A 16,744-nucleotide genomic window follows, 5' to 3' on the forward strand; every position below is an offset into this window, starting at 1 on the left:
GGGGCGTCGTCGCCGTCCGGGGCACGGGTGCCGCCGGGCCGCGCTCCGTGGCGCGATGGATCGATGCTCGGCCCTCCGCGCCCGCTCCTTCGTGTCCTCGGCCCGCATCGGCAGGATTCTTGACACATCGGGCACACCGATGCCAGATTCGTGCGATGGCCGACCCGTTGGATTTCCAGCTCATTAACGCCGTGCAGATCAGCCCGCGCATCTCGTGGGCGCAGCTGGGCGGGATCCTGCAGGTCGACGCGTCGACGCTGTCCCGTCGCTGGCAGCGCCTGAAGGACGAGCGCGTGGTCTGGTCGACCTGCTTCTACCTCGAGCCGCCGAGCACCGCCGCCACCGACGGGCTCGCGCTCCCCCGCCGCACCGCGCTCGTCGAGGTGATGTGCCGGCCCGGCCACCGCGAGGACGTGATCCGGGCGTGCGCGGCCCGCCGCCAGATCACGAGCGTGCACTGCACGAGCGGATCCCGCGACCTCTACCTCACCCTCTCCGCGGCCGACCTCCTCTCCATCGACCGGCTGGTGGACGAGCTCGGCAGCTCGGTGCCGGGCATCGCCGGGACGCGCACGCACCACGTCCGCCGCTTCTTCCAGGAGGGCTCGAGCTACCGCGTCCCCGCGCTCACGGCGGCGCAGGCGCGCGCGGTCGAGGCGACGCTCCCGCAGAACCCGCGCCGCGCGACGCCCACGCAGGCGTACCTCGACCTCATCGACGCCCTCACCGACGACGTCCGGCGCCCGGTCTCCGCCGTGCAGCAGCGCGTGGGCAAGTCGCTCGCGTCCGTCTCCCGCGGCATCGACACGCTGCTCGCGGCGAGCTGGGTGGGCTGGCGCATCGACTTCGCCTACAACCAGCTCGGCTGGGAGAGCTCGGCGATGATCTGGCTGAGCGTCGCGCAGTCCGAGATGGAGAAGGTCGCCGCCGCGCTCCGCCTCTTCCCGCAGCTGCGGATGTGCGCGTCGGTGACCGGGCAGGCGAACCTCGTCGCGTCGCTGTGGCTGCGGAACCTCGAGGAGCTCGACGACATCGAGAGCAAGCTCACGCGCGTGTTCCAGAACATCCGCATCGTCGACCGCTGGGTGGTGCCGCGCGTCGCGAAGCGCACCGGTCACCTCTTCGACGACGAGGGCAGGTGGAGCTCGTTCGTGCCGATGGGTCTGGATCCGCACGTCGACGGGTGAGGCCGCCGCCGGGTCAGTCGACCGCGGCAGCCCGTCCGCGGCGCAGCGCCGGCACGGCGAGCGCCGCCAGCAGCACGGCGATCGCCATGGCCGCTCCCCCGCGGGTGATCGCATCGAACGCGATCCCGCGGAGCGCCTCCATGTCGCGCGGCACCCCGTCCACGACGACCGGCAGCGCGAGAGCGACGACGGCGATCGCGACGAGCGCCCCGGCGAGCGCGCGGCGGAGCACGCGTCCTGCGGCCGGCTCCGCCCCCCGCGCAGACGGGTGCGGCCGCGTGCGGCGCAGCCACGTGGCGCCGGCGATCGCGAGCACCACAAGGCCGCCGACGGACGAGGCGTACTGGATCCACCGGTAGCCGGGCAGCGGGCCCCACGGCTGCGCCAGGGCCGGGAGGAGCGCGGAGCCGGCGCGCCCCTCGTGCGTGAAGGCGTCCCAGGCGACGTGGCTCAGCACGCCGAGGAGGAGCGCGGCGAGCGCGAGGAGCGCGCCGCGCGTCGTGGTCCGCGGTCGCGCGGCCCACGCGGCGGGCAGCCGGGCGGCGATCGTCCGGGGCAGGAGGATCCCCGCGGCCGGGCGGAGCAGCAGCATCCAGACCGCCAGCAGCACGGCCGCTGCGGGCAGGGCCGTCACGAGGAGGCTCGGGAACGCGTGCGTGTCGGCGTAGGAGAGGCCGCCGGGCAGGAACAGCGGCACGTCCGGGGCCATCGCGCCCGCCGCGACGGCCGCCGCCGGCAGCGGGCCGCGCACCGCCGGCAGGGCGACGACGGCGTGGCTGACGGTGAAGGGCACGGCCCATCCTGACGCGAACGCGCCCGCCGTGGGGCCCGGGGCGCCCCCGACCCCCTACCGTTGAGGCATGAGCACTGACGACACCGCATCCACCCCCGACGCGGACGCCGCCCCCCGCACGACCTTCAGCGACCTCGGTCTCTCCGACCAGGTGCTCAAGGCACTCAAGGACGTGGGCTACGAGACGCCCTCCGCGATCCAGGCCGCCACGATCCCCTCCCTGCTGTCCGGCCGCGACGTCCTCGGCGTCGCCCAGACCGGCACCGGCAAGACGGCCGCGTTCGCGCTGCCGATCCTCTCCAACCTCGACGTGTCCCAGAAGACCCCGCAGGCCCTCGTGCTCGCGCCCACCCGCGAGCTCGCGCTCCAGGTGTGCGAGGCGTTCGAGCGCTACGCGTCCGGCATGCGCGGCGTGCACGTGCTGCCCGTCTACGGCGGCCAGGGCTACGGCGTGCAGCTGTCGGCGCTCCGCCGCGGCGTGCACGTGGTCGTCGGCACCCCCGGCCGGATCATGGACCACCTCGACAAGGGCACCCTCGACCTCTCGCAGCTGAAGTTCCTCGTGCTCGACGAGGCCGACGAGATGCTCAAGATGGGCTTCGCGGAGGACGTGGAGACGATCCTCGCGGACACCCCGAAGTCGAAGCAGATCGCGCTGTTCTCGGCGACGATGCCCGCGCAGATCCGCCGCATCTCGGGCAAGTACCTGCAGGACCCCGAGGAGATCACGGTCAAGAACAAGACCACGACCTCCGCGAACACCACGCAGCGGTACCTGATGGTGTCGTACCCGCAGAAGGTCGACGCCCTCACGCGCATCCTCGAGACCGAGAACTTCGAGGGCATGATCGTCTTCGTCCGCACGAAGAACGAGACGGAGACGCTCGCCGAGAAGCTGCGCGCCCGCGGGTACGCGGCGGCCGCCATCTCGGGCGACGTCGCGCAGGCGCAGCGCGAGCGCACGGTCGAGCAGCTGAAGTCCGGCAAGCTCGACATCCTCGTGGCGACCGACGTCGCGGCCCGCGGGCTCGACGTCGACCGGATCAGCCACGTCGTCAACTACGACATCCCCATCGACACCGAGTCGTACGTGCACCGCATCGGCCGCACGGGTCGCGCAGGACGCAGCGGCGCGGCGATCAGCTTCGTCACGCCGCGCGAGCGCCGCCTGCTCACCGCCATCGAGCGGGCCACGCGCCAGCCGCTGACCGAGATGCGCATGCCGAGCGCGGAGGACGTGAACGTCACGCGCCTCACGCGCTTCGACGACGCCATCACATCGGCGCTGCAGGACCGCGAGCGCCTCGACGCGTTCCGCGACATCGTGGGCCACTACGTGAACCACCACGACGTCGTCGAGTCCGACGTGGCCGCCGCGCTCGCGATCGTGGCGCAGGGCGACACCCCGCTCCTCCTCTCGGCCGACGACCTCCGCCCGCCGCGCGTCGAGCGCGAGCGCCGGGACGACCGCCCGGGCCGCGACGGCGACGACCGCGGCGAGCGTCGCGCCCGTCCCGCGCGCGGCAGCGGGAACATGGCGACGTACCGCATCGACGTCGGCCGCCGCCACCGCGTCGAGCCGCGCCAGATCGTGGGCGCGCTCGCCAACGAGGGCGGCTTCAGCCGCGAGGACTTCGGCCACATCGACATCCGCCCCGACTTCTCGCTCGTCGAGCTGCCGGCAGGGCTCGCGCAGGACAAGCTCGACAAGCTCGCCAGCACGGTCATCAACGGCCGGCCGATCGACATCCGCCCCGACCGCGGCGGCCCCCGTGCCGCCGAGCGCGGCGCGGCCCCGGAGCGTCGCGGGCGGAAGCCCCGCGACTGACCCGCTGATCGCCGCGACGGCCCGTCGCCTCCTCGGAGGCGGCGGCCGTCGCCTCCTCGGAGGCGGCGGGCCGTCATCGCGTCCGGCCGCGGAAGGCGGGCGCCCGGCCGGTAGCGTGGCCCGATGGATCCCGTGACCCTCCGCACCGCGCGCCTCGCCCTCCGCCCGCCCGCGCTCGACGACGTCGACGCGATCCACGTCGCGTGCCAGGACCCGGCGATCCAGCGCTACGTGCCCGTCCCCGTGCCGTACGCGCGCGAGGACGCGGTCTCCTACGTCGCGGGCTTCTGCGCCGACGGCTGGGCATCGGGCGAGCGCCTCACCTGGGCCGTGCTCGAGGGCGGCGGGCTCGTGGGCACGGTCGGGCTGCACGACATCGCGGACGGCGCCGCGGAGATCGGGTACTGGCTCGCGCCGGGCGCGCGCGGTCGCGGGATCATGCGCGAGGCGGCCGCGGCGGTCGTCGACCACGGGTTCGACGCCGCGACCGGGCTTGGCCTCGCCCGGATCGGCTGGCGCGCGTACGCGGGGAACGCGGGATCCGCCGCCGTCGCCCGCGCGCTCGGCTTCCGCTTCGAGGGGATCGCCCGCCTCGGCGCGGCGGGACGCGGCAGCCGCGAGGACGACTGGCTCGCCGGCCTCCTCGCGACCGACGACCGGACGCCGCGGCCGTGGCCGGTGCTCGCGTGACAGGCGGCGCCGATCACCGCCCCGGCAGCATCGACAGCGCGGCCGAGCGGCGCTCCAGCAGCTCGGCGTAGGTGCCGTCGCGCTCCGCGTGCCGCAGGTGGCGGGCGCCCTCCACGACGACCTCCCGCGGCGTCGGCTCCGCGGTGATCAGCGCGACCACCTCGTCGAGGAAGGCGTCCAGCGGGAGCGCGGCCGGGTTCACCCGCTCCTGCCCCGCGGTAGCGACCGCCGGCGGGATCAGCTCGGTGACGCCGACGCCCGTCCCGGCGAGCTGCGCGCGCAGGGCCTCCGTGTACGCGTGGACCCCCGCCTTCGACGCCCCGTAGGACGGCATGGGCGGGAACGGCAGGAAGGCGATGCCCGACGACACGGTCACGACGTCGCCGCTCCCCCGCCCCACCAGATGCGGCGTGAAGGCATCGACGACGCGGATCGTGCCGAGGAGGTTCACCTGGATCGTCGTCTCCGTCGCGGCGAAGTGCGCGGGATCACGCAGGTCCTCGATCAGGAGCACGCCCGCCATCGTGACGACGAGGTCGAGCCCGGGGTGCGCGGCGAGGACCTCGTCGCGGGCGCGGAGGACGGAGTCGGGGTCGGTGACGTCGATCCGCACCGTCGCGAGCCCGTCGACCTCGTCCGCGGTGCGTCCCCCCACGATCACGGTGCTGCCGGCGTCGGCGAGGCGCTGGGCGAGGCCGAGCCCGATGCCGGTGGTGCCGCCGACGATGAGGGCGGTGCGGTGCGCGATGTCCATGGTTTCTCCCTGTGGTCCGGTGGTGGGTGCCCGTCGAGGTTCGCGCGCACGCGGATCGGGCGGCAGGTCCCCCCTGATCCGGGGAGCGGCGGGGCCCCTCTCCGGCGCGGCGCGCGGGATAGCGTCGACCCGTGGACACGACGACCGCCGACGGGGACGGCCCGGCGAACCGCCTGGGCGCGTACCTCCGCGCGCGGCGCGGCCTCGTGTCCCCCGAGCGGGCCGGCATCCCCGCCGGCGCGCGGCGCCGAGTGACGGGCCTCCGTCGCGAGGAGGTCGCGATGCTCGCCGGGATCAGCCCCGACTACTACCTGCGGCTGGAGCGAGGCCGCGACCGCAATCCGTCGCCGCAGGTGCTCGGGGCCCTGGCGCGGGTGCTCCTGCTCGACGAGGTCGAGGCCGCGTACCTGGCCGAGCTGGGGGCGCCGGCGACGCGGATCCGCCGTGCCCGCCGGACCGAGAGCGTGCCCGCACGCCTGCACCACCTCCTGGCCGCGCTCGACGTGCCGGCCTTCGTGGAGGGCCGGGCGTTCGACGTGCTGGCGGCGAACCCCCTCGCCGCCGCGTTCTCGCCGCGGCTGCGCGTCGGCGAGAACCGCCTGCGGTCGCTCCTGCTGGATCCCGAGGAACGCGCCTTCCACGACGACTGGGAGGGCGCGGTCGCGGGATTCGTCGCCATGGCCAGGCGATCCCTCGGCGACGACGTCGAGGATCCGCGCGCCGTCGAGCTGGTGGGCGAGCTGTCGCTCGCGAGCGCCCGCTTCCGCACGCTGTGGGCCCGGCAGGACGTGCGGCCGCTGGCGGGCGGGACCGCTGTCGTGCATCACCCGGTCGTCGGCACCATGCGCCTGCACCGGGAGAAGCTGCCCGTGGACGGGGTGGTGCTGGTCGCCTACTACGCGGACGCCGGCAGCGCCGACGCCGACCGCCTGCGGCTGCTCTCGACGCTCACGGCCGGCGGCGCCGTCGACGCCTCGCGCCGCGGCTGACGCGCCCTCGCTCCCGCTCCCGCTCTCAGGGCGCCGGGACCGTCAGCGCCCACTCCCGGAACGCGACCAGGTCGGATCCCGTCAGCACCGCCTCGGGGCCCGCGGGCATGGGATCCGTGATGCGCAGGAAGGCGAGCGCGTCGCCCGGGAGCCCGACCAGGACCTCCCCCACGATCGAGTCCGGCGACGACGTGTCGACGCGCGTGAGGTAGACGGTCCGGCCCGAGGCGTCGGAGTCGTCGGAGTCCACCGACTCGGCGATGCCCGCCCTGCCGGTCACGAGCCGGTGCAGCTCGTCGACGCGGACGCGGGCCGCCACGCCGCCCGCCGCGAGGAGCACGCCGGTCTCGGTCGCGCCGCGCCGCCCGACCGGCACCTCGGCGATCGACGCCGTGAGACCGGCTCCCGACCACGGCCGGATGCTCGCGAGCGGCCGCGGCTGCCGCTCGCGCTGCCGCTCCTCCGCGCTCCGGCGCCACGGCCACTCGTCGCGGGAGAGGAACGACCCGGCGACGACGCCGAGCAGCCAGGGCGCCATCGCGCCTGGCATCGCCGAGATCCGCAGGGCGACGGCCAGCCCGACCACCAGCGCGATGAGCAGCCAGCGCAGGCCGGCCGGCTTCACGGCGTAGAGGAGCAGGCCCGCGGCGATCCCGCCGCCCGTGAGCCCGAGGAACGCCCACAGCGGGACGATCCCGTCGCGCAGCGAGACCGCCGCGGAGAAGGCGAGGACGACGGCGATGATCGCGCCCGTGAGGATCATCGACCCCCGGCGCTCGCGGACGGTGCGGGGTGCGCGGGACGGCTTCGGCGCGGACATGGGCTCCTCTGGGGCGGCGGCACGGACGGCGTCCGGATGCGGATCCGCCCAGCCTGCCGGACGCGACGACCCGCTTCGGTGCGCGCCGCGGCCCCCGAGAGGGTGGCGGGCGGCGCGGGAGCGCGCGTCCGCCCGCCTCAGCCGCGCACGCGCCGCAGCTCCAGCACGCCCGGGATCAGCTGCCTCGTCGGGATCCGCGCGCGCGCGAAGTCGCCCCACACCTGCCGCACGTGCCGGGCGTCGCGCTGGATCCCCTCCCAGTCGGCGCCCCCGAGGAGGCCAGCCCCGCGCCACGCCTCCGCGTCGCCGAAGAGCAGCGGCAGGTCCACGGTGTGCGCGGCGCCGAAGGGGCTGCCGGGCGCCGCCCAGCGGATCATGTAGCGGTGGGCCGTGCCGCCGGCGCGCGCATGACGCCGGGCGAAGCGCCGACCCGGGACGCCGTAGACGATGCCCGTGACCGCGGCGACGGCCGCGCGACGCACGAGCGGCCCGACCACCGGGAGGCGCGTGAGGCGGGCCAGCCACGGGATCCCCGGCAGGAACAGCCGCGCCTCCTCGGCCGTGTTGCCGATGAGCACGTCCACGCGGGGCGCGGCCGCGTCCCACGCCGCGTCGATCCCGGACTCGGGCGGCAGCGGCGCGTGCCCGTACTGCGTGCCGAACGGCATCGCCCCGAGCAGCCCGAACGGCGCGGCGGCGCGCTCGACCTCCGCCTGCCGGGCGAGCACCTCCTCCACGGGCATGTCCGCCGTGAGTCCGCGGGAGGCGCGCGCCATCGCGGCGGCCATGCGTCGTCGGCCCCGCGAGATGCCGAGCGGCGCGCTCTGCACGATCGCCCGGCGGAACAGGCCCGCGGCCTCGGGCACGGCCATGAGGTGCGCGACCGCATCGCCGCCCGCCGACTGCCCGAACGCGGTGACGCGGTCCGGGTCCCCGCCGAACGCCCGGATGTTGCGCGCGACCCAGCGCAGCGCGGCCAGCTGGTCGAGGAGGCCGAGGTTCGCCGGCCGGTCGCGCCCGTCGCCGAGGTAGCCGAGGAGCCCGAGCCGGTAGGTGACCGTGACGACCACCACGCGCTGCTCGGCGACGAGGGCGGCGGGATCCATGATCGGCACGTCGCCCGCGCCCGACACGTACGAGCCGCCGTGGATCCAGACCATGACGGGCAGCGCGTCGTCGGGCCGCACGTCGCCCGGCATGGTGACGGAGAGGCGCAGGCAGTCCTCGTCGACGGCGAGGCCGGAGAAGCTCCCGAGCACGGCGTCGAGCTCCTCCATGGGCGGCTGCGGGCACGCGGGCGCCCACGTGGTGGCGTCGCGCGGCGCCGTCCAGTCCGGGTGCGGGGCGGGCGCGGCGAAGCGGGCGGCGGTCGCGTAGGGGATGCCGGTCGAGCGGACGACCTCGCCGTCCGCCCAGCCGACCACGGGGCCGCAGGGCGGCGAGAAGGCGCTCATTCGATCGACGTTACCGTTCGGGAGGCGTTCGCCGGGAGGCCCGGGAGCACGACGGACCCCGGTGCTACCGTGACGCCATGCCCCGCCTGATCGACCACGCCCGACGCGAGGACGAGCTCGCGGAGGCGGTCTGGCGGGTCATCCGGCGCGAGGGCGCCAGCGGCGTCTCGGTCCGCACGGTCGCCGCCGAGGCGGGCCTCTCGACCGGATCCCTGCGCCACAGCTTCCCCAGTCGCATCGACCTCGTGGCGCACGCCACCGCGCTCGTCGCGCGGCGCATCGAAGGCCGCGTCCGGGCGCGGCGGACGGACCCGGATGCCCGACGCCGGGCCGTGCGGATCCTCGCGGAGCACCTGCCGCTCGACGACGCGCGCCGCGCCGAGGCGGAGGTCTCGGCGGCGCTCCTCGCGGACGCGGCCTCGCACCCGCGGCTGCGCGAGGTGCGCGCGACCGCGCACGCGGCGGCGCGCGAGACGTGCCTCGAGCAGCTCGCGCAGCTGCGCGCGGCGGGCCTGCTGCGGCCCGACGCGCATCCCGACGCCGAGGCCGACCACCTGCAGGCGCTCCTCGCGGGACTCGCGCTGCAGCTGCTGGTGGAGGACCCGGATCCGGCCCGCAGCGCCCGCGCGCTCGGCGTGCTCGAGCGGCACGTGGACGCGCTCGTCGCGCGCCGGGTCGACCGGCGCGCGTCCGTCGACGCCTAGCCCGCGACCGGCGCTCCCCCGCCGAGCCGGGCGCGCAGCTCCTCGACGCGCGCGCGGATGTCGTCGCGCACGAGCCGCATCCGCTCCATGCCGTCGATGCCGCGCTCGCTGGGCTCGTCCGTGATCCACGTCTCGACCGCGACGTCCTGGTCGCCGTCCACGTGCGCCTCCGCGCCGAGCACGACCACGAGGTCGGCCTCGCGCACCATGTCGTCGGTGAGCGGCTTCGGGCGCTCGCCCGCCACGTCGATGCCGAGCTCGGCGAGCGACTCGACCGCGAGCGCGTTGAGCGAGGTGCCGGGATCCGTCCCCGCGGACGTCACGCCCACGGCGTCGCCCGCCGCGTGGCGCATGAGGGCCGCCGCGAGCTGGGACTTGCCGCCGTTGCGGGCGCAGACGAAGACGACGTGCGGGATGCGCTCGGCCATGGATCCTCCGGTCGGGTGGGCGCCCAGGGACGGGCGTCCCGACGATCCTCCCAGACCGACGCGGGCGCCCCTCGACATCGGTACAGCGCAAGCTGTACCGTCGATGCGTGCCCACCCTCGCTCCCCGCCTCGACGTGATGACCCGGCTCGGCCGCGCGCTCGCGGACCCCACGCGGTCCCGGATCCTGCTGGAGCTCCTCGACGGCCCCGCCTACCCCGCGCTCCTGGCCGACCGGCTCGGCCTCACGCGGCAGAACGTGTCGAACCACCTCGCCTGCCTGCGCGGGTGCGGCATCGTCCGCACGGTGCCCGAGGGGCGGAGCACGCGCTACGAGATCCAGGACGCGCGCATCGCCCGCCGCCTGGGCGCGCTCGTGGAGGTCGTGCTCGCGGTGGACGACGACCGGGCGTGCGCGGATCCGTCGCTCTGCGACCCCGGCTGCTGCGGGGTGGACGCGTGAGCGGCCTCGCGTCCGTGCCGCGGCTCACGATCGCGCGCCGCGATGTGCTGCGCCGTCGCATCCGCTGGATCGTCGCGGGCACCATCACCTGGAACGTCGTCGAGGCCGTCGTCGCCCTCACGGCGGGCGCCGCCGCGTCGTCGACCGCGCTCGTGGCCTTCGGGCTGGACTCGATCGTGGAGGTGCTCGCCGCGTCCGCCGTCGCCTGGCAGTTCTCCGCGCCGGATCCGGAGGCGCGCGAGCGCACGGCCCTCCGGCTCATCGCGGTGTCGTTCCTCGGACTCGCGGCCTACGTCAGCGTGGATGCCGTGCTCGCCCTGGCGGGCGGATCCGAGGCGCGCCCGAGCACCACGGGCATCGTCCTCGCGGCCCTGAGCCTCGCGGTGATGCCCGCGCTCAGCCTGCTCGAGCGCCGCACGGGCACCGAGCTCGGCTCGGCGAGCGCCGTGGCCGACTCGCGCCAGACCCTCGTGTGCGCGTGGCTGTCGGCCGCGCTCCTCGTGGGGCTGCTGCTCGACGCCGGGCTCGGCTGGTGGTGGGCGGATCCGGTCGCCGGGCTCGCCATCGCCGCCTTCGCCGTCCGCGAGAGCCTCGAGGCGTGGCGCGGCGACGCGTGCACGGTGCCCGTCGGCGCGCTCACGGGCGAGCGGGAGCACGACGACCACGACGACGCCTGCTGCTGATGCCGCGCGGGGCGCGGCCGGGCTGCCCGCCCGACCGCTCCCGCCCTACTTCGACAGCTGCACCGCGCCCGTCGCCCGCTGGTAGGCGGCGAAGTACTTGTCGCCCATGGCCCGCGCGCCGGCGGCCGTGTAGTGGATCGAGTCCTCGGCCCTGCTGTACCCCGCGGCTCCGGGGATGTAGGACACGTTCGCCCGGAGCGCCGGCATGCCCTGCTGCGCGGTGTCGATGGCCTGGCGCAGCGTCGACACGTTCAGCCACTCGGGCACCATGCCGCCGATGAGGAACGGCACCGCGCCGTAGCGCGCGTTCAGCCGGTCGACGAGGTCGAGCAGCATGGACTGGTAGCCGGCCGCGTTCGTGCGGGTCGCGTCGGACTCGCCCTGGGCCCAGACGACCGCGACGAGGCGGTTGTCGGGATCCTGCGCGAGCGCGGCGTCGATCTGCCCGAGCGCGCGGGTGAACAGGTTGATGCGCGACCGGGTGTCGGACGGGTTCCAGGCGTAGGTGCCGTCGCCCGTCATCGAGGTGGACGCCATCGCGGCGGGGACGAGCAGGACCTTCCGGCCGGGTCGGGCGTCGGCCAGCATGTGCCGGCCGAGCTCCATCCCGGGGCCGACGGCCTGCACGCCGCCGGAGGTCGTCCAGGTGGTCACGTGGCTCAGCGAGTCCTTGGCGGGCACGATCTGCCCGGCCTTGGCGCCGCTGCCGGCGAGCTGGTCGAGGCCGGGCACGCTCACGTCGACGGCCGGATCCCACCCGGTGCCGACGCCCTGCGCGTTCGACTGGCCGAGGATCACGACGACGTCGTAGCCCTCGCCGGTCGAGGCGATCTGGCGCGGCACGGAGGTGCGGGACGTCGGCGCGTAGCCGTCGGCCAGCCCGGTGACGGTCACGGTGACCTGCGACCCGGCGTCGCGGGGCGCCGGCACGTAGGTCGACGCGGTGCGGCCGGGCACGACCACGCCGTTGCGCTTCCAGACGTAGGAGAGCGCGGTCGCCTCGGGCGTCCAGGCGGCGGTCTCGGCCGTGAGGGTGGATCCGACGGCCGCGTCGCCCGTGATGACCGGGCTCGGCGCGTCCGCGAACGGCTCGTCGCCGGGCGCCGGGGCGGGCGTCGCGGGCGGCACGTCGAGGGCGTCGACCACGGTCGCCGTCGGCTCGCTCGCGCGGCTCGTCGCCTGGTAGCCGGTGCGCGTCCCGGTGACGGTCACGGTGATCCGCGATCCGGCGTCCGCCCGGCGCACGGTGTACGTCGCGTCGGTCGCGCCCAGCACGGTGACGCCGTCGCGGGCCCACGCGTAGGAGTATGCGGTGGCCTCCGGCGACCACGCGGGCGTCTCGACCCGGAGCGCGGTCCCGGCGACGGGCGATCCCTGTATCACCGGCGCGGTCGTCGCCTCGAACGGCACGGACGGCGCGGGCGGCGGCGGCATGACGGGCGTCGCGGTGACGGGCACGGCCTCGCTCGTCACGGTCTCCGTCACGTAGCCGGTCTTCGTGCCGGTGATGGCGACCGAGATGCCCGTGCCGACGTCGCCCGCCACCACGCGGTAGCTCGGGCCGGTCTGGTCCGGGATCACGACGCCGTCGCGCAGCCACGCGTAGGAGAAGGACGGCCACGGCGACCACGTGCCGGACTTCGCGGTGAGCGTGTAGTCCACGCGGCCGAGGCCGGTGATGGACGGCGTGCCGGCCGACTCGAACGCCACGTCCGGGACGGGCTCGGGGTCCGGCGTCGGCGCGGGCGTCTCGGGCGCGGCCTCGGGCAGCGGCACGAGGAGCCCGGCGCTCGCGAGCGACTGCGTGACGTAGCCGGTCTTCGTGCCGGTGACGATCACGGCGATGGTGGCGCCCTGGTCGCCCTCCTGGACGCGGTAGGTGACGGCGGTCTGGCCGTCGATCGCGACGCCGTCGCGGGTCCACAGGTAGGAGAAGGTCGGCCAGGGCGTCCAGACCCCGGCGCGCGCGGACAGCGTGAAGCCGACGCGGGCGGTGCCGGCGATGGTCGGGGTGGCGGCCGCCGAGAACGGCGCGTCCTGCGGCGGGGTGGTGGGCTCCGGGGTCGGGACGGGCGTCGTGGCCGTCGGGATGGGCGTCGGCGTGCCCGGCGTCGCGGTCGGGGTCGGCGCGGGCGTCGTCGGCGCCGGGGTGGGCGTCGGCGTGCTGGCGGCCGGGACCTGGAGCTCCGCGCTCGTCAGGGACTGCGTGGCGTAGCCGGTCTTCGTGCCGGTGACGGTGACGCTGATCCGGGATCCCGCGTCCCCGGCCTGCACGCGGTAGGTCACGCCGGTCTGCCCGGCGATCACGACCCCGTCGCGGAGCCACGCGTAGGAGAACGTCGGCCATGGGGTCCACACCCCGGCGCGCGCGGACAGCGTGAAGCCGACGCGCGCGGTGCCGGCGATGGTCGGCGTCGCGGCGGCGGCGAACGACGCGGGGGCCGGCGTCGTCGGCGCGGGTGTCGGCGCCGACGTGGGGGCGACGGTCGGGGTCGGCGTGGGCGTCGGGGCCTGCGTCGGCGCGACCGTCGGGGTCGGCGTGGGCGTCGCGGCGTGCGTCGGCGCGACCGTCGGCGTCGGCGTCGGCGTCGGAGCCGTCGTCGGCGCCGCGGTCGCGGTGGGCGTGGCCGTCGGCGTCGGGGCCGGGACGGTCATCGCGTCGCTCGTCGTGGACGTCGTCGCGTAGCCGGTCTTCGTGCCGGTGACCGTCACGGCGAGCGCCGCGCCGCTGTCCTGCTCGGTGACGCGGTAGGTGACGCCGGTCTGGCCCGCGATGAGCACGCCGTCGCGGGTCCAGGAGTAGGAGAACGTCGGCCACGGCGTCCAGGTGCCGGCCCTCGCGGTGAGCGTGAAGCCGACCTGCGGGGATCCGGCGATGGTGGGCTTCGGGGCGGCCGTGAACGGCGCGACGACGGGCGTCGGCACGGTGGCGGTCGGCGCGCTCGTCTGCGTGGTGGCGTCGTAGCCGGAGCGGCTGCCCGTGACGGCGACCGTGATGACGGATCCGGCGTCGGCGGCGCGCACGGTGTACGCGGTGGTGGTCTGCCCGCTCACGGGCACGCCGTCGACGAGCCACGCGTACGCGCTGCTCGTCGCGGCCGGGGTCCAGCGCGCGGTCGTGGCGAGGAGGCGCTGCCCGATGACGGCCTTGCCCGTGATGACGGGCGCGGGCGTCGCGGTGAACGGCGCCGTGGCCGCGGTGGCCTGCAGCAGGCGCATCATCGACGCGGTGGTCGGCGCGCCGTCGGTCGCGGCCGGCGTCACGACGCTCGTGCCGGGTGCGATGACGCGCGCGGACGACGCTCCGGTGGCGGCCGTCGTGGCCTCGGCCGGAGCCGCGGACGGCTCGACGGCCACGAGCAGCGTCACCCCGAGGCTGAGCCCCGTGACGGCGGCGATGAGACGTGCGCGCGCGGATGCGGTGCGCATCCCCCGTGTCGAGGCACGGCGGACGGCAGAGTGGTGCTCCCCCAATTGATCCCCCCAGATCGTCGAGGCGAGATTCACCTCATGTCGAAATAGTTGCACATCACTACGGTGATGCGTGACACGTGTCCGACCACGCCCTCGCGCACGCCGGGCTCACAGGGGATGCACAGGGGAAGTCGATGGTCCTCGACGCCGCCCTCCGGCTCCTCCGCCATGCTGCGGGCGCCCCCTCAGCTCCCGCCCGACGCGGCCGCGTACCGTGGGCGGCGACCTGCCCCGCCCGTCGGATCCCGGAGGATCCCCCTGCCCCGGAAGGCCCCATGACGAACGCCCCGCACCCCGACGCCGCACCTCCCGCCGAGCGCGGGACCCGCCCCACGGGATCGCCCGCCACCTCCGCCGCGGCCGGCGCCGCACCGGCCTCCGGGTTCGCCGCGCTCGTCCGCGGCACGCGCGACCGCTCCGACCGCCCGTCGCGCCTCGGCCGCCTCTTCGCCGTCGTCGCGATCGTCGAGGCGGTGACGTGGACCGGCCTCCTCGTCGGCATGTTCCTCAAGTACGTGACGGAGACGACCGAGCTCGGCGTCTTCGTCTTCGGCCGCCTGCACGGGGCCGCGTTCGTGCTCTACGTGATCGTCACGGCCGTCGCCGCGATCCGCCTGCGCTGGGGCTGGAAGCCGGCGATCCTCGCGGGCGTCGCCGCCATCCCGCCGCTCGCGACCCTGCCGCTCGAGGTCGGACTGCGTCGCCGCGGGTACCTGCGGCAGCCGGCCGACGCGGTCGACGGCGGGACGCGCGGGACCCCTGCATCAGCGCCGGCGCCCGGAGGCGCGACGTCCCAGGGCTGACGGCCGCGGCTCACATCCCGGTGTAGCGCCCCGGCCGGTGGTTGAGCGCGAGCACCAGGTTGAGCAGCACCGCGCCGAGCGCCGACCACACGACGCTCACGAGCGAGACCACGGTGAGGCCGAGCAGGATCACGACCACGTCGAGGATCATCTGCGCGTACCCGGCCCGGAAGCCGAACCGCTCCTGCACGACGAGCGCGACGATGTTGAAGCCGCCGAGGCTGGATCCGTGGCGGAAGACCACGAGCAGCCCGATGCCCACGAGCAGGTTCCCCGCGAGCACGCCGTAGACGGGCTGCAGGTCGAGGCTCGTGACCATCAGCGGGTGGAGCGAGGAGAACAGCGACACGAGCGCGACCGAGATGGCCGTGCGGATCGTGAACCGCCACCCCTTCTTCCAGACGGCGAGCGCGAAGAACGGCGCGTTGACCACGAAGAACAGCACCCCGAACGGCAGCACGCCCGTGTAGCTCAGCAGCAGCGCGAGGCCGGCGGTGCCGCCCGTCACCGCCCCGGCGTCCCGGAGCAGGAACAGCCCGAACGACGCGACGAAGGTGCCGGTCAGGATCCCCAGCACGTCCTCGATCACGGAGTGCGGGATCCCCGCGGTGGTCGCCTCGCCGGGCGAGGCGGCGATCGGCGTGGGCAGGGGCTCGGACGCGGAAGCGGTCATGGCGGTCTCCGGGGTGGGGGGACGGGATCCGCGCGGGCGGTCGTGCCGCGTCACGCGCAGGGAACAGCATGGCGGATGCGCGGGGCGTCGGCGGACGCGGCGGGGCGCCCTCAGTCCGCGAAGATCGCCCCCACCGGCTCGCGCTTCTCCGCCTGGAAGCGGTCCTCCGCGCGGCCGAGCGCCCAGTACGCGGAGAGCGACAGGGCGCGGCGGTCGATGCCCCAGCCGTCCTGGAGGAGCGCGCGCAGCTCCTTCATCGCGCCGCGCTCGCCGTGCGCGAAGACCTCGACCTCGCCGTCGGGCCGCTCGAGCGCGCGGGCGGCCTCGACGAGCAGGGCCCCGGGGACGGCGTCGGGGACGCGCGAGCGGTGGATCCAGCGCAGCTCGACGCCCGCGGGGTGCGCGAGCGGGAGCTCGTCGTCGGGCCCGTCCACCTCGACGAGCGCGACGCCGCGCGCGTCCTCCGGCATCGCGGCGAGCGCCGCGGCGATGGCGGGCACGGCCGAGTCGTCGCCGAGCAGCACGCGCGTCACCGCCGGATCCGCGCTCGGCCGGAACAGCCCGCCGGGGCCGCTCGCCGCGAGCAGGTCGCCGGGCTGCGCGCTCGCCGCCCAGGGGCCCGCGAGCCCGTCGTCGCCGTGCACCACGAAGTCGATCGCGCACGTGCCCGCGGCCGGATCCGTGTGCCGCAGCGTGTAGGTCCGAACCGCCGGCAGCGCCTCGGGCGGCAGCGTCTCGCGGAGGGCGGGCAGGTAGAAGGGCGGGACGAGGCCCGATCCCGGCTGCGGCAGCATCAGCTTCACGTAGGCGTCGGTCGCGGCGAGCCGCTCGGGGACGGCCTGCTCCAGCAGCGCGCGCGTCCCCTCCCCGCCGAGGTGCACGCGGACGAGGTGCGGGCTGAGGCGCTCCGTGCGGATCACCTCGAGGACGTGCTGGGCGCGCGGGGCGCGGACGGGCAGGGCGGCGGGTGCGGCGGAGTCGGTCATCGAGGACCCATCCTCCG

The 16,744-nt window shown here is 75.8% G+C and carries 16 protein-coding genes; 8 read left to right on the top strand and 8 right to left on the bottom strand.

The annotated features are described in order from the left end of the window. The first annotated feature begins 155 nt into the window (after positions 1 to 155). On the top strand, positions 156 to 1,187 hold the full coding sequence (locus tag FGI33_RS07215) for an Lrp/AsnC family transcriptional regulator (RefSeq protein ID WP_119402481.1): 1,032 nt from the start codon (positions 156 to 158) through the stop codon (positions 1,185 to 1,187). Between the two features lie 13 nt (positions 1,188 to 1,200). Here FGI33_RS07215 and FGI33_RS07220 read toward each other — a convergent pair whose 3' ends face one another. Continuing rightward, complete coding sequence (locus FGI33_RS07220; RefSeq protein ID WP_237582446.1) at positions 1,201 to 1,980, bottom strand: DUF4184 family protein; 780 nt, start codon at positions 1,978 to 1,980, stop codon at positions 1,201 to 1,203. 67 nt (positions 1,981 to 2,047) lie between these two features. Between FGI33_RS07220 and FGI33_RS07225 the strand changes: the two genes are divergently transcribed. Then, entirely contained in the window at positions 2,048 to 3,808 is a 1,761-nt protein-coding gene (locus FGI33_RS07225) for a DEAD/DEAH box helicase (RefSeq protein ID WP_204586511.1), read from the top strand. Between the two features lie 123 nt (positions 3,809 to 3,931). Continuing rightward, a complete protein-coding gene (locus FGI33_RS07230; protein WP_237581550.1) occupies positions 3,932 to 4,498 on the top strand; it encodes a GNAT family N-acetyltransferase in 567 nt (188 codons plus the stop codon). Positions 4,499 to 4,511: 13 nt separating this feature from the next. On the opposite strand, the gene FGI33_RS07235 is transcribed toward FGI33_RS07230, so the two are convergent. Further along, entirely contained in the window at positions 4,512 to 5,252 is a 741-nt protein-coding gene (locus tag FGI33_RS07235; protein ID WP_119435728.1) for an SDR family NAD(P)-dependent oxidoreductase, read from the bottom strand. 131 nt (positions 5,253 to 5,383) lie between these two features. Here FGI33_RS07235 and FGI33_RS07240 point away from each other — a divergent pair, with 131 nt between their 5' ends. After that, complete coding sequence (locus FGI33_RS07240; protein WP_119457255.1) at positions 5,384 to 6,241, top strand: helix-turn-helix domain-containing protein; 858 nt, start codon at positions 5,384 to 5,386, stop codon at positions 6,239 to 6,241. Between the two features lie 25 nt (positions 6,242 to 6,266). Here FGI33_RS07240 and FGI33_RS07245 read toward each other — a convergent pair whose 3' ends face one another. Together FGI33_RS07245 and FGI33_RS07250 are read right to left on the bottom strand one after the other, a co-directional pair. Then, entirely contained in the window at positions 6,267 to 7,061 is a 795-nt protein-coding gene (locus FGI33_RS07245) for a hypothetical protein (protein ID WP_237581551.1), read from the bottom strand. Positions 7,062 to 7,198: 137 nt separating this feature from the next. Then, the gene (locus tag FGI33_RS07250) at positions 7,199 to 8,515 is read right to left on the bottom strand and encodes a carboxylesterase family protein (protein WP_237581553.1); all 1,317 of its coding nucleotides are present in this window, start codon (positions 8,513 to 8,515) and stop codon (positions 7,199 to 7,201) included. 77 nt (positions 8,516 to 8,592) lie between these two features. Here FGI33_RS07250 and FGI33_RS07255 point away from each other — a divergent pair, with 77 nt between their 5' ends. Next, positions 8,593 to 9,219, top strand: coding sequence for a TetR/AcrR family transcriptional regulator (locus FGI33_RS07255; RefSeq protein WP_237581555.1), 627 nt, complete (start codon positions 8,593 to 8,595; stop codon positions 9,217 to 9,219). Here FGI33_RS07255 and FGI33_RS07260 read toward each other — a convergent pair. After that, positions 9,216 to 9,647 carry an arsenate-mycothiol transferase ArsC gene (locus FGI33_RS07260; protein ID WP_119435497.1) on the bottom strand — a complete coding sequence of 144 codons (432 nt, stop codon included), beginning with the start codon at positions 9,645 to 9,647 and terminating at the stop codon, positions 9,216 to 9,218. The two genes, FGI33_RS07255 and FGI33_RS07260, sit on opposite strands and share 4 nt — an antisense overlap. Positions 9,648 to 9,754: 107 nt before the next feature. Here FGI33_RS07260 and cmtR point away from each other — a divergent pair, with 107 nt between their 5' ends. Together cmtR and FGI33_RS07270 are read left to right on the top strand one after the other, a co-directional pair. After that, positions 9,755 to 10,108 (top strand): Cd(II)/Pb(II)-sensing metalloregulatory transcriptional regulator CmtR, encoded by a 354-nt coding sequence (gene cmtR, locus FGI33_RS07265; RefSeq protein WP_119435498.1) that lies wholly within the window; start codon positions 9,755 to 9,757, stop codon positions 10,106 to 10,108. After that, positions 10,105 to 10,791 (top strand): cation efflux transmembrane domain-containing protein, encoded by a 687-nt coding sequence (locus FGI33_RS07270; protein WP_119435499.1) that lies wholly within the window; start codon positions 10,105 to 10,107, stop codon positions 10,789 to 10,791. The genes cmtR and FGI33_RS07270 overlap by 4 nt, the downstream gene beginning before the upstream one ends. 45 nt (positions 10,792 to 10,836) lie before the next feature. Here FGI33_RS07270 and FGI33_RS07275 read toward each other — a convergent pair whose 3' ends face one another. After that, positions 10,837 to 14,220: a sialate O-acetylesterase gene (locus tag FGI33_RS07275; RefSeq protein ID WP_237581556.1), complete on the bottom strand. Its 3,384-nt coding sequence runs from the start codon at positions 14,218 to 14,220 to the stop codon at positions 10,837 to 10,839. A gap of 320 nt (positions 14,221 to 14,540) precedes the next feature. On the opposite strand from FGI33_RS07275, the gene FGI33_RS07280 reads away from it, so the two are divergent. Next, a complete protein-coding gene (locus FGI33_RS07280; RefSeq protein ID WP_237581558.1) occupies positions 14,541 to 15,068 on the top strand; it encodes a DUF3817 domain-containing protein in 528 nt (175 codons plus the stop codon). 10 nt (positions 15,069 to 15,078) lie between these two features. On the opposite strand, the gene FGI33_RS07285 is transcribed toward FGI33_RS07280, so the two are convergent. Beyond that, on the bottom strand, positions 15,079 to 15,741 hold the full coding sequence (locus FGI33_RS07285; RefSeq protein WP_119435615.1) for a YitT family protein: 663 nt from the start codon (positions 15,739 to 15,741) through the stop codon (positions 15,079 to 15,081). 110 nt (positions 15,742 to 15,851) lie between these two features. Beyond that, positions 15,852 to 16,727: a siderophore-interacting protein gene (locus FGI33_RS07290; protein ID WP_237581560.1), complete on the bottom strand. Its 876-nt coding sequence runs from the start codon at positions 16,725 to 16,727 to the stop codon at positions 15,852 to 15,854. Positions 16,728 to 16,744 lie beyond the last annotated feature (17 nt).

Source organism: Clavibacter phaseoli (genome assembly GCF_021922925.1).
Classification (GTDB): Bacteria; Actinomycetota; Actinomycetes; order Actinomycetales; family Microbacteriaceae; genus Clavibacter; species Clavibacter phaseoli.

What these genes read in the sequence shown, in the direction of transcription:
- FGI33_RS07225 (WP_204586511.1), top strand. Translation starts at nt 2,048, where the DNA reads ATGAGCACTGACGACACCGCATCCACCCCCGACGCGGACGCCGCCCCC.
- FGI33_RS07290 (WP_237581560.1), bottom strand. Translation starts at nt 16,727, where the DNA reads ATGACCGACTCCGCCGCACCCGCCGCCCTGCCCGTCCGCGCCCCGCGC.
- FGI33_RS07275 (WP_237581556.1), bottom strand. Translation starts at nt 14,220, where the DNA reads ATGCGCACCGCATCCGCGCGCGCACGTCTCATCGCCGCCGTCACGGGG.
- FGI33_RS07260 (WP_119435497.1), bottom strand. Translation starts at nt 9,647, where the DNA reads ATGGCCGAGCGCATCCCGCACGTCGTCTTCGTCTGCGCCCGCAACGGC.
- FGI33_RS07280 (WP_237581558.1), top strand. Translation starts at nt 14,541, where the DNA reads ATGACGAACGCCCCGCACCCCGACGCCGCACCTCCCGCCGAGCGCGGG.
- FGI33_RS07285 (WP_119435615.1), bottom strand. Translation starts at nt 15,741, where the DNA reads ATGACCGCTTCCGCGTCCGAGCCCCTGCCCACGCCGATCGCCGCCTCG.
- FGI33_RS07255 (WP_237581555.1), top strand. Translation starts at nt 8,593, where the DNA reads ATGCCCCGCCTGATCGACCACGCCCGACGCGAGGACGAGCTCGCGGAG.
- FGI33_RS07230 (WP_237581550.1), top strand. Translation starts at nt 3,932, where the DNA reads ATGGATCCCGTGACCCTCCGCACCGCGCGCCTCGCCCTCCGCCCGCCC.
- FGI33_RS07215 (WP_119402481.1), top strand. Translation starts at nt 156, where the DNA reads ATGGCCGACCCGTTGGATTTCCAGCTCATTAACGCCGTGCAGATCAGC.
- FGI33_RS07235 (WP_119435728.1), bottom strand. Translation starts at nt 5,252, where the DNA reads ATGGACATCGCGCACCGCACCGCCCTCATCGTCGGCGGCACCACCGGC.
- FGI33_RS07250 (WP_237581553.1), bottom strand. Translation starts at nt 8,515, where the DNA reads ATGAGCGCCTTCTCGCCGCCCTGCGGCCCCGTGGTCGGCTGGGCGGAC.
- FGI33_RS07245 (WP_237581551.1), bottom strand. Translation starts at nt 7,061, where the DNA reads ATGTCCGCGCCGAAGCCGTCCCGCGCACCCCGCACCGTCCGCGAGCGC.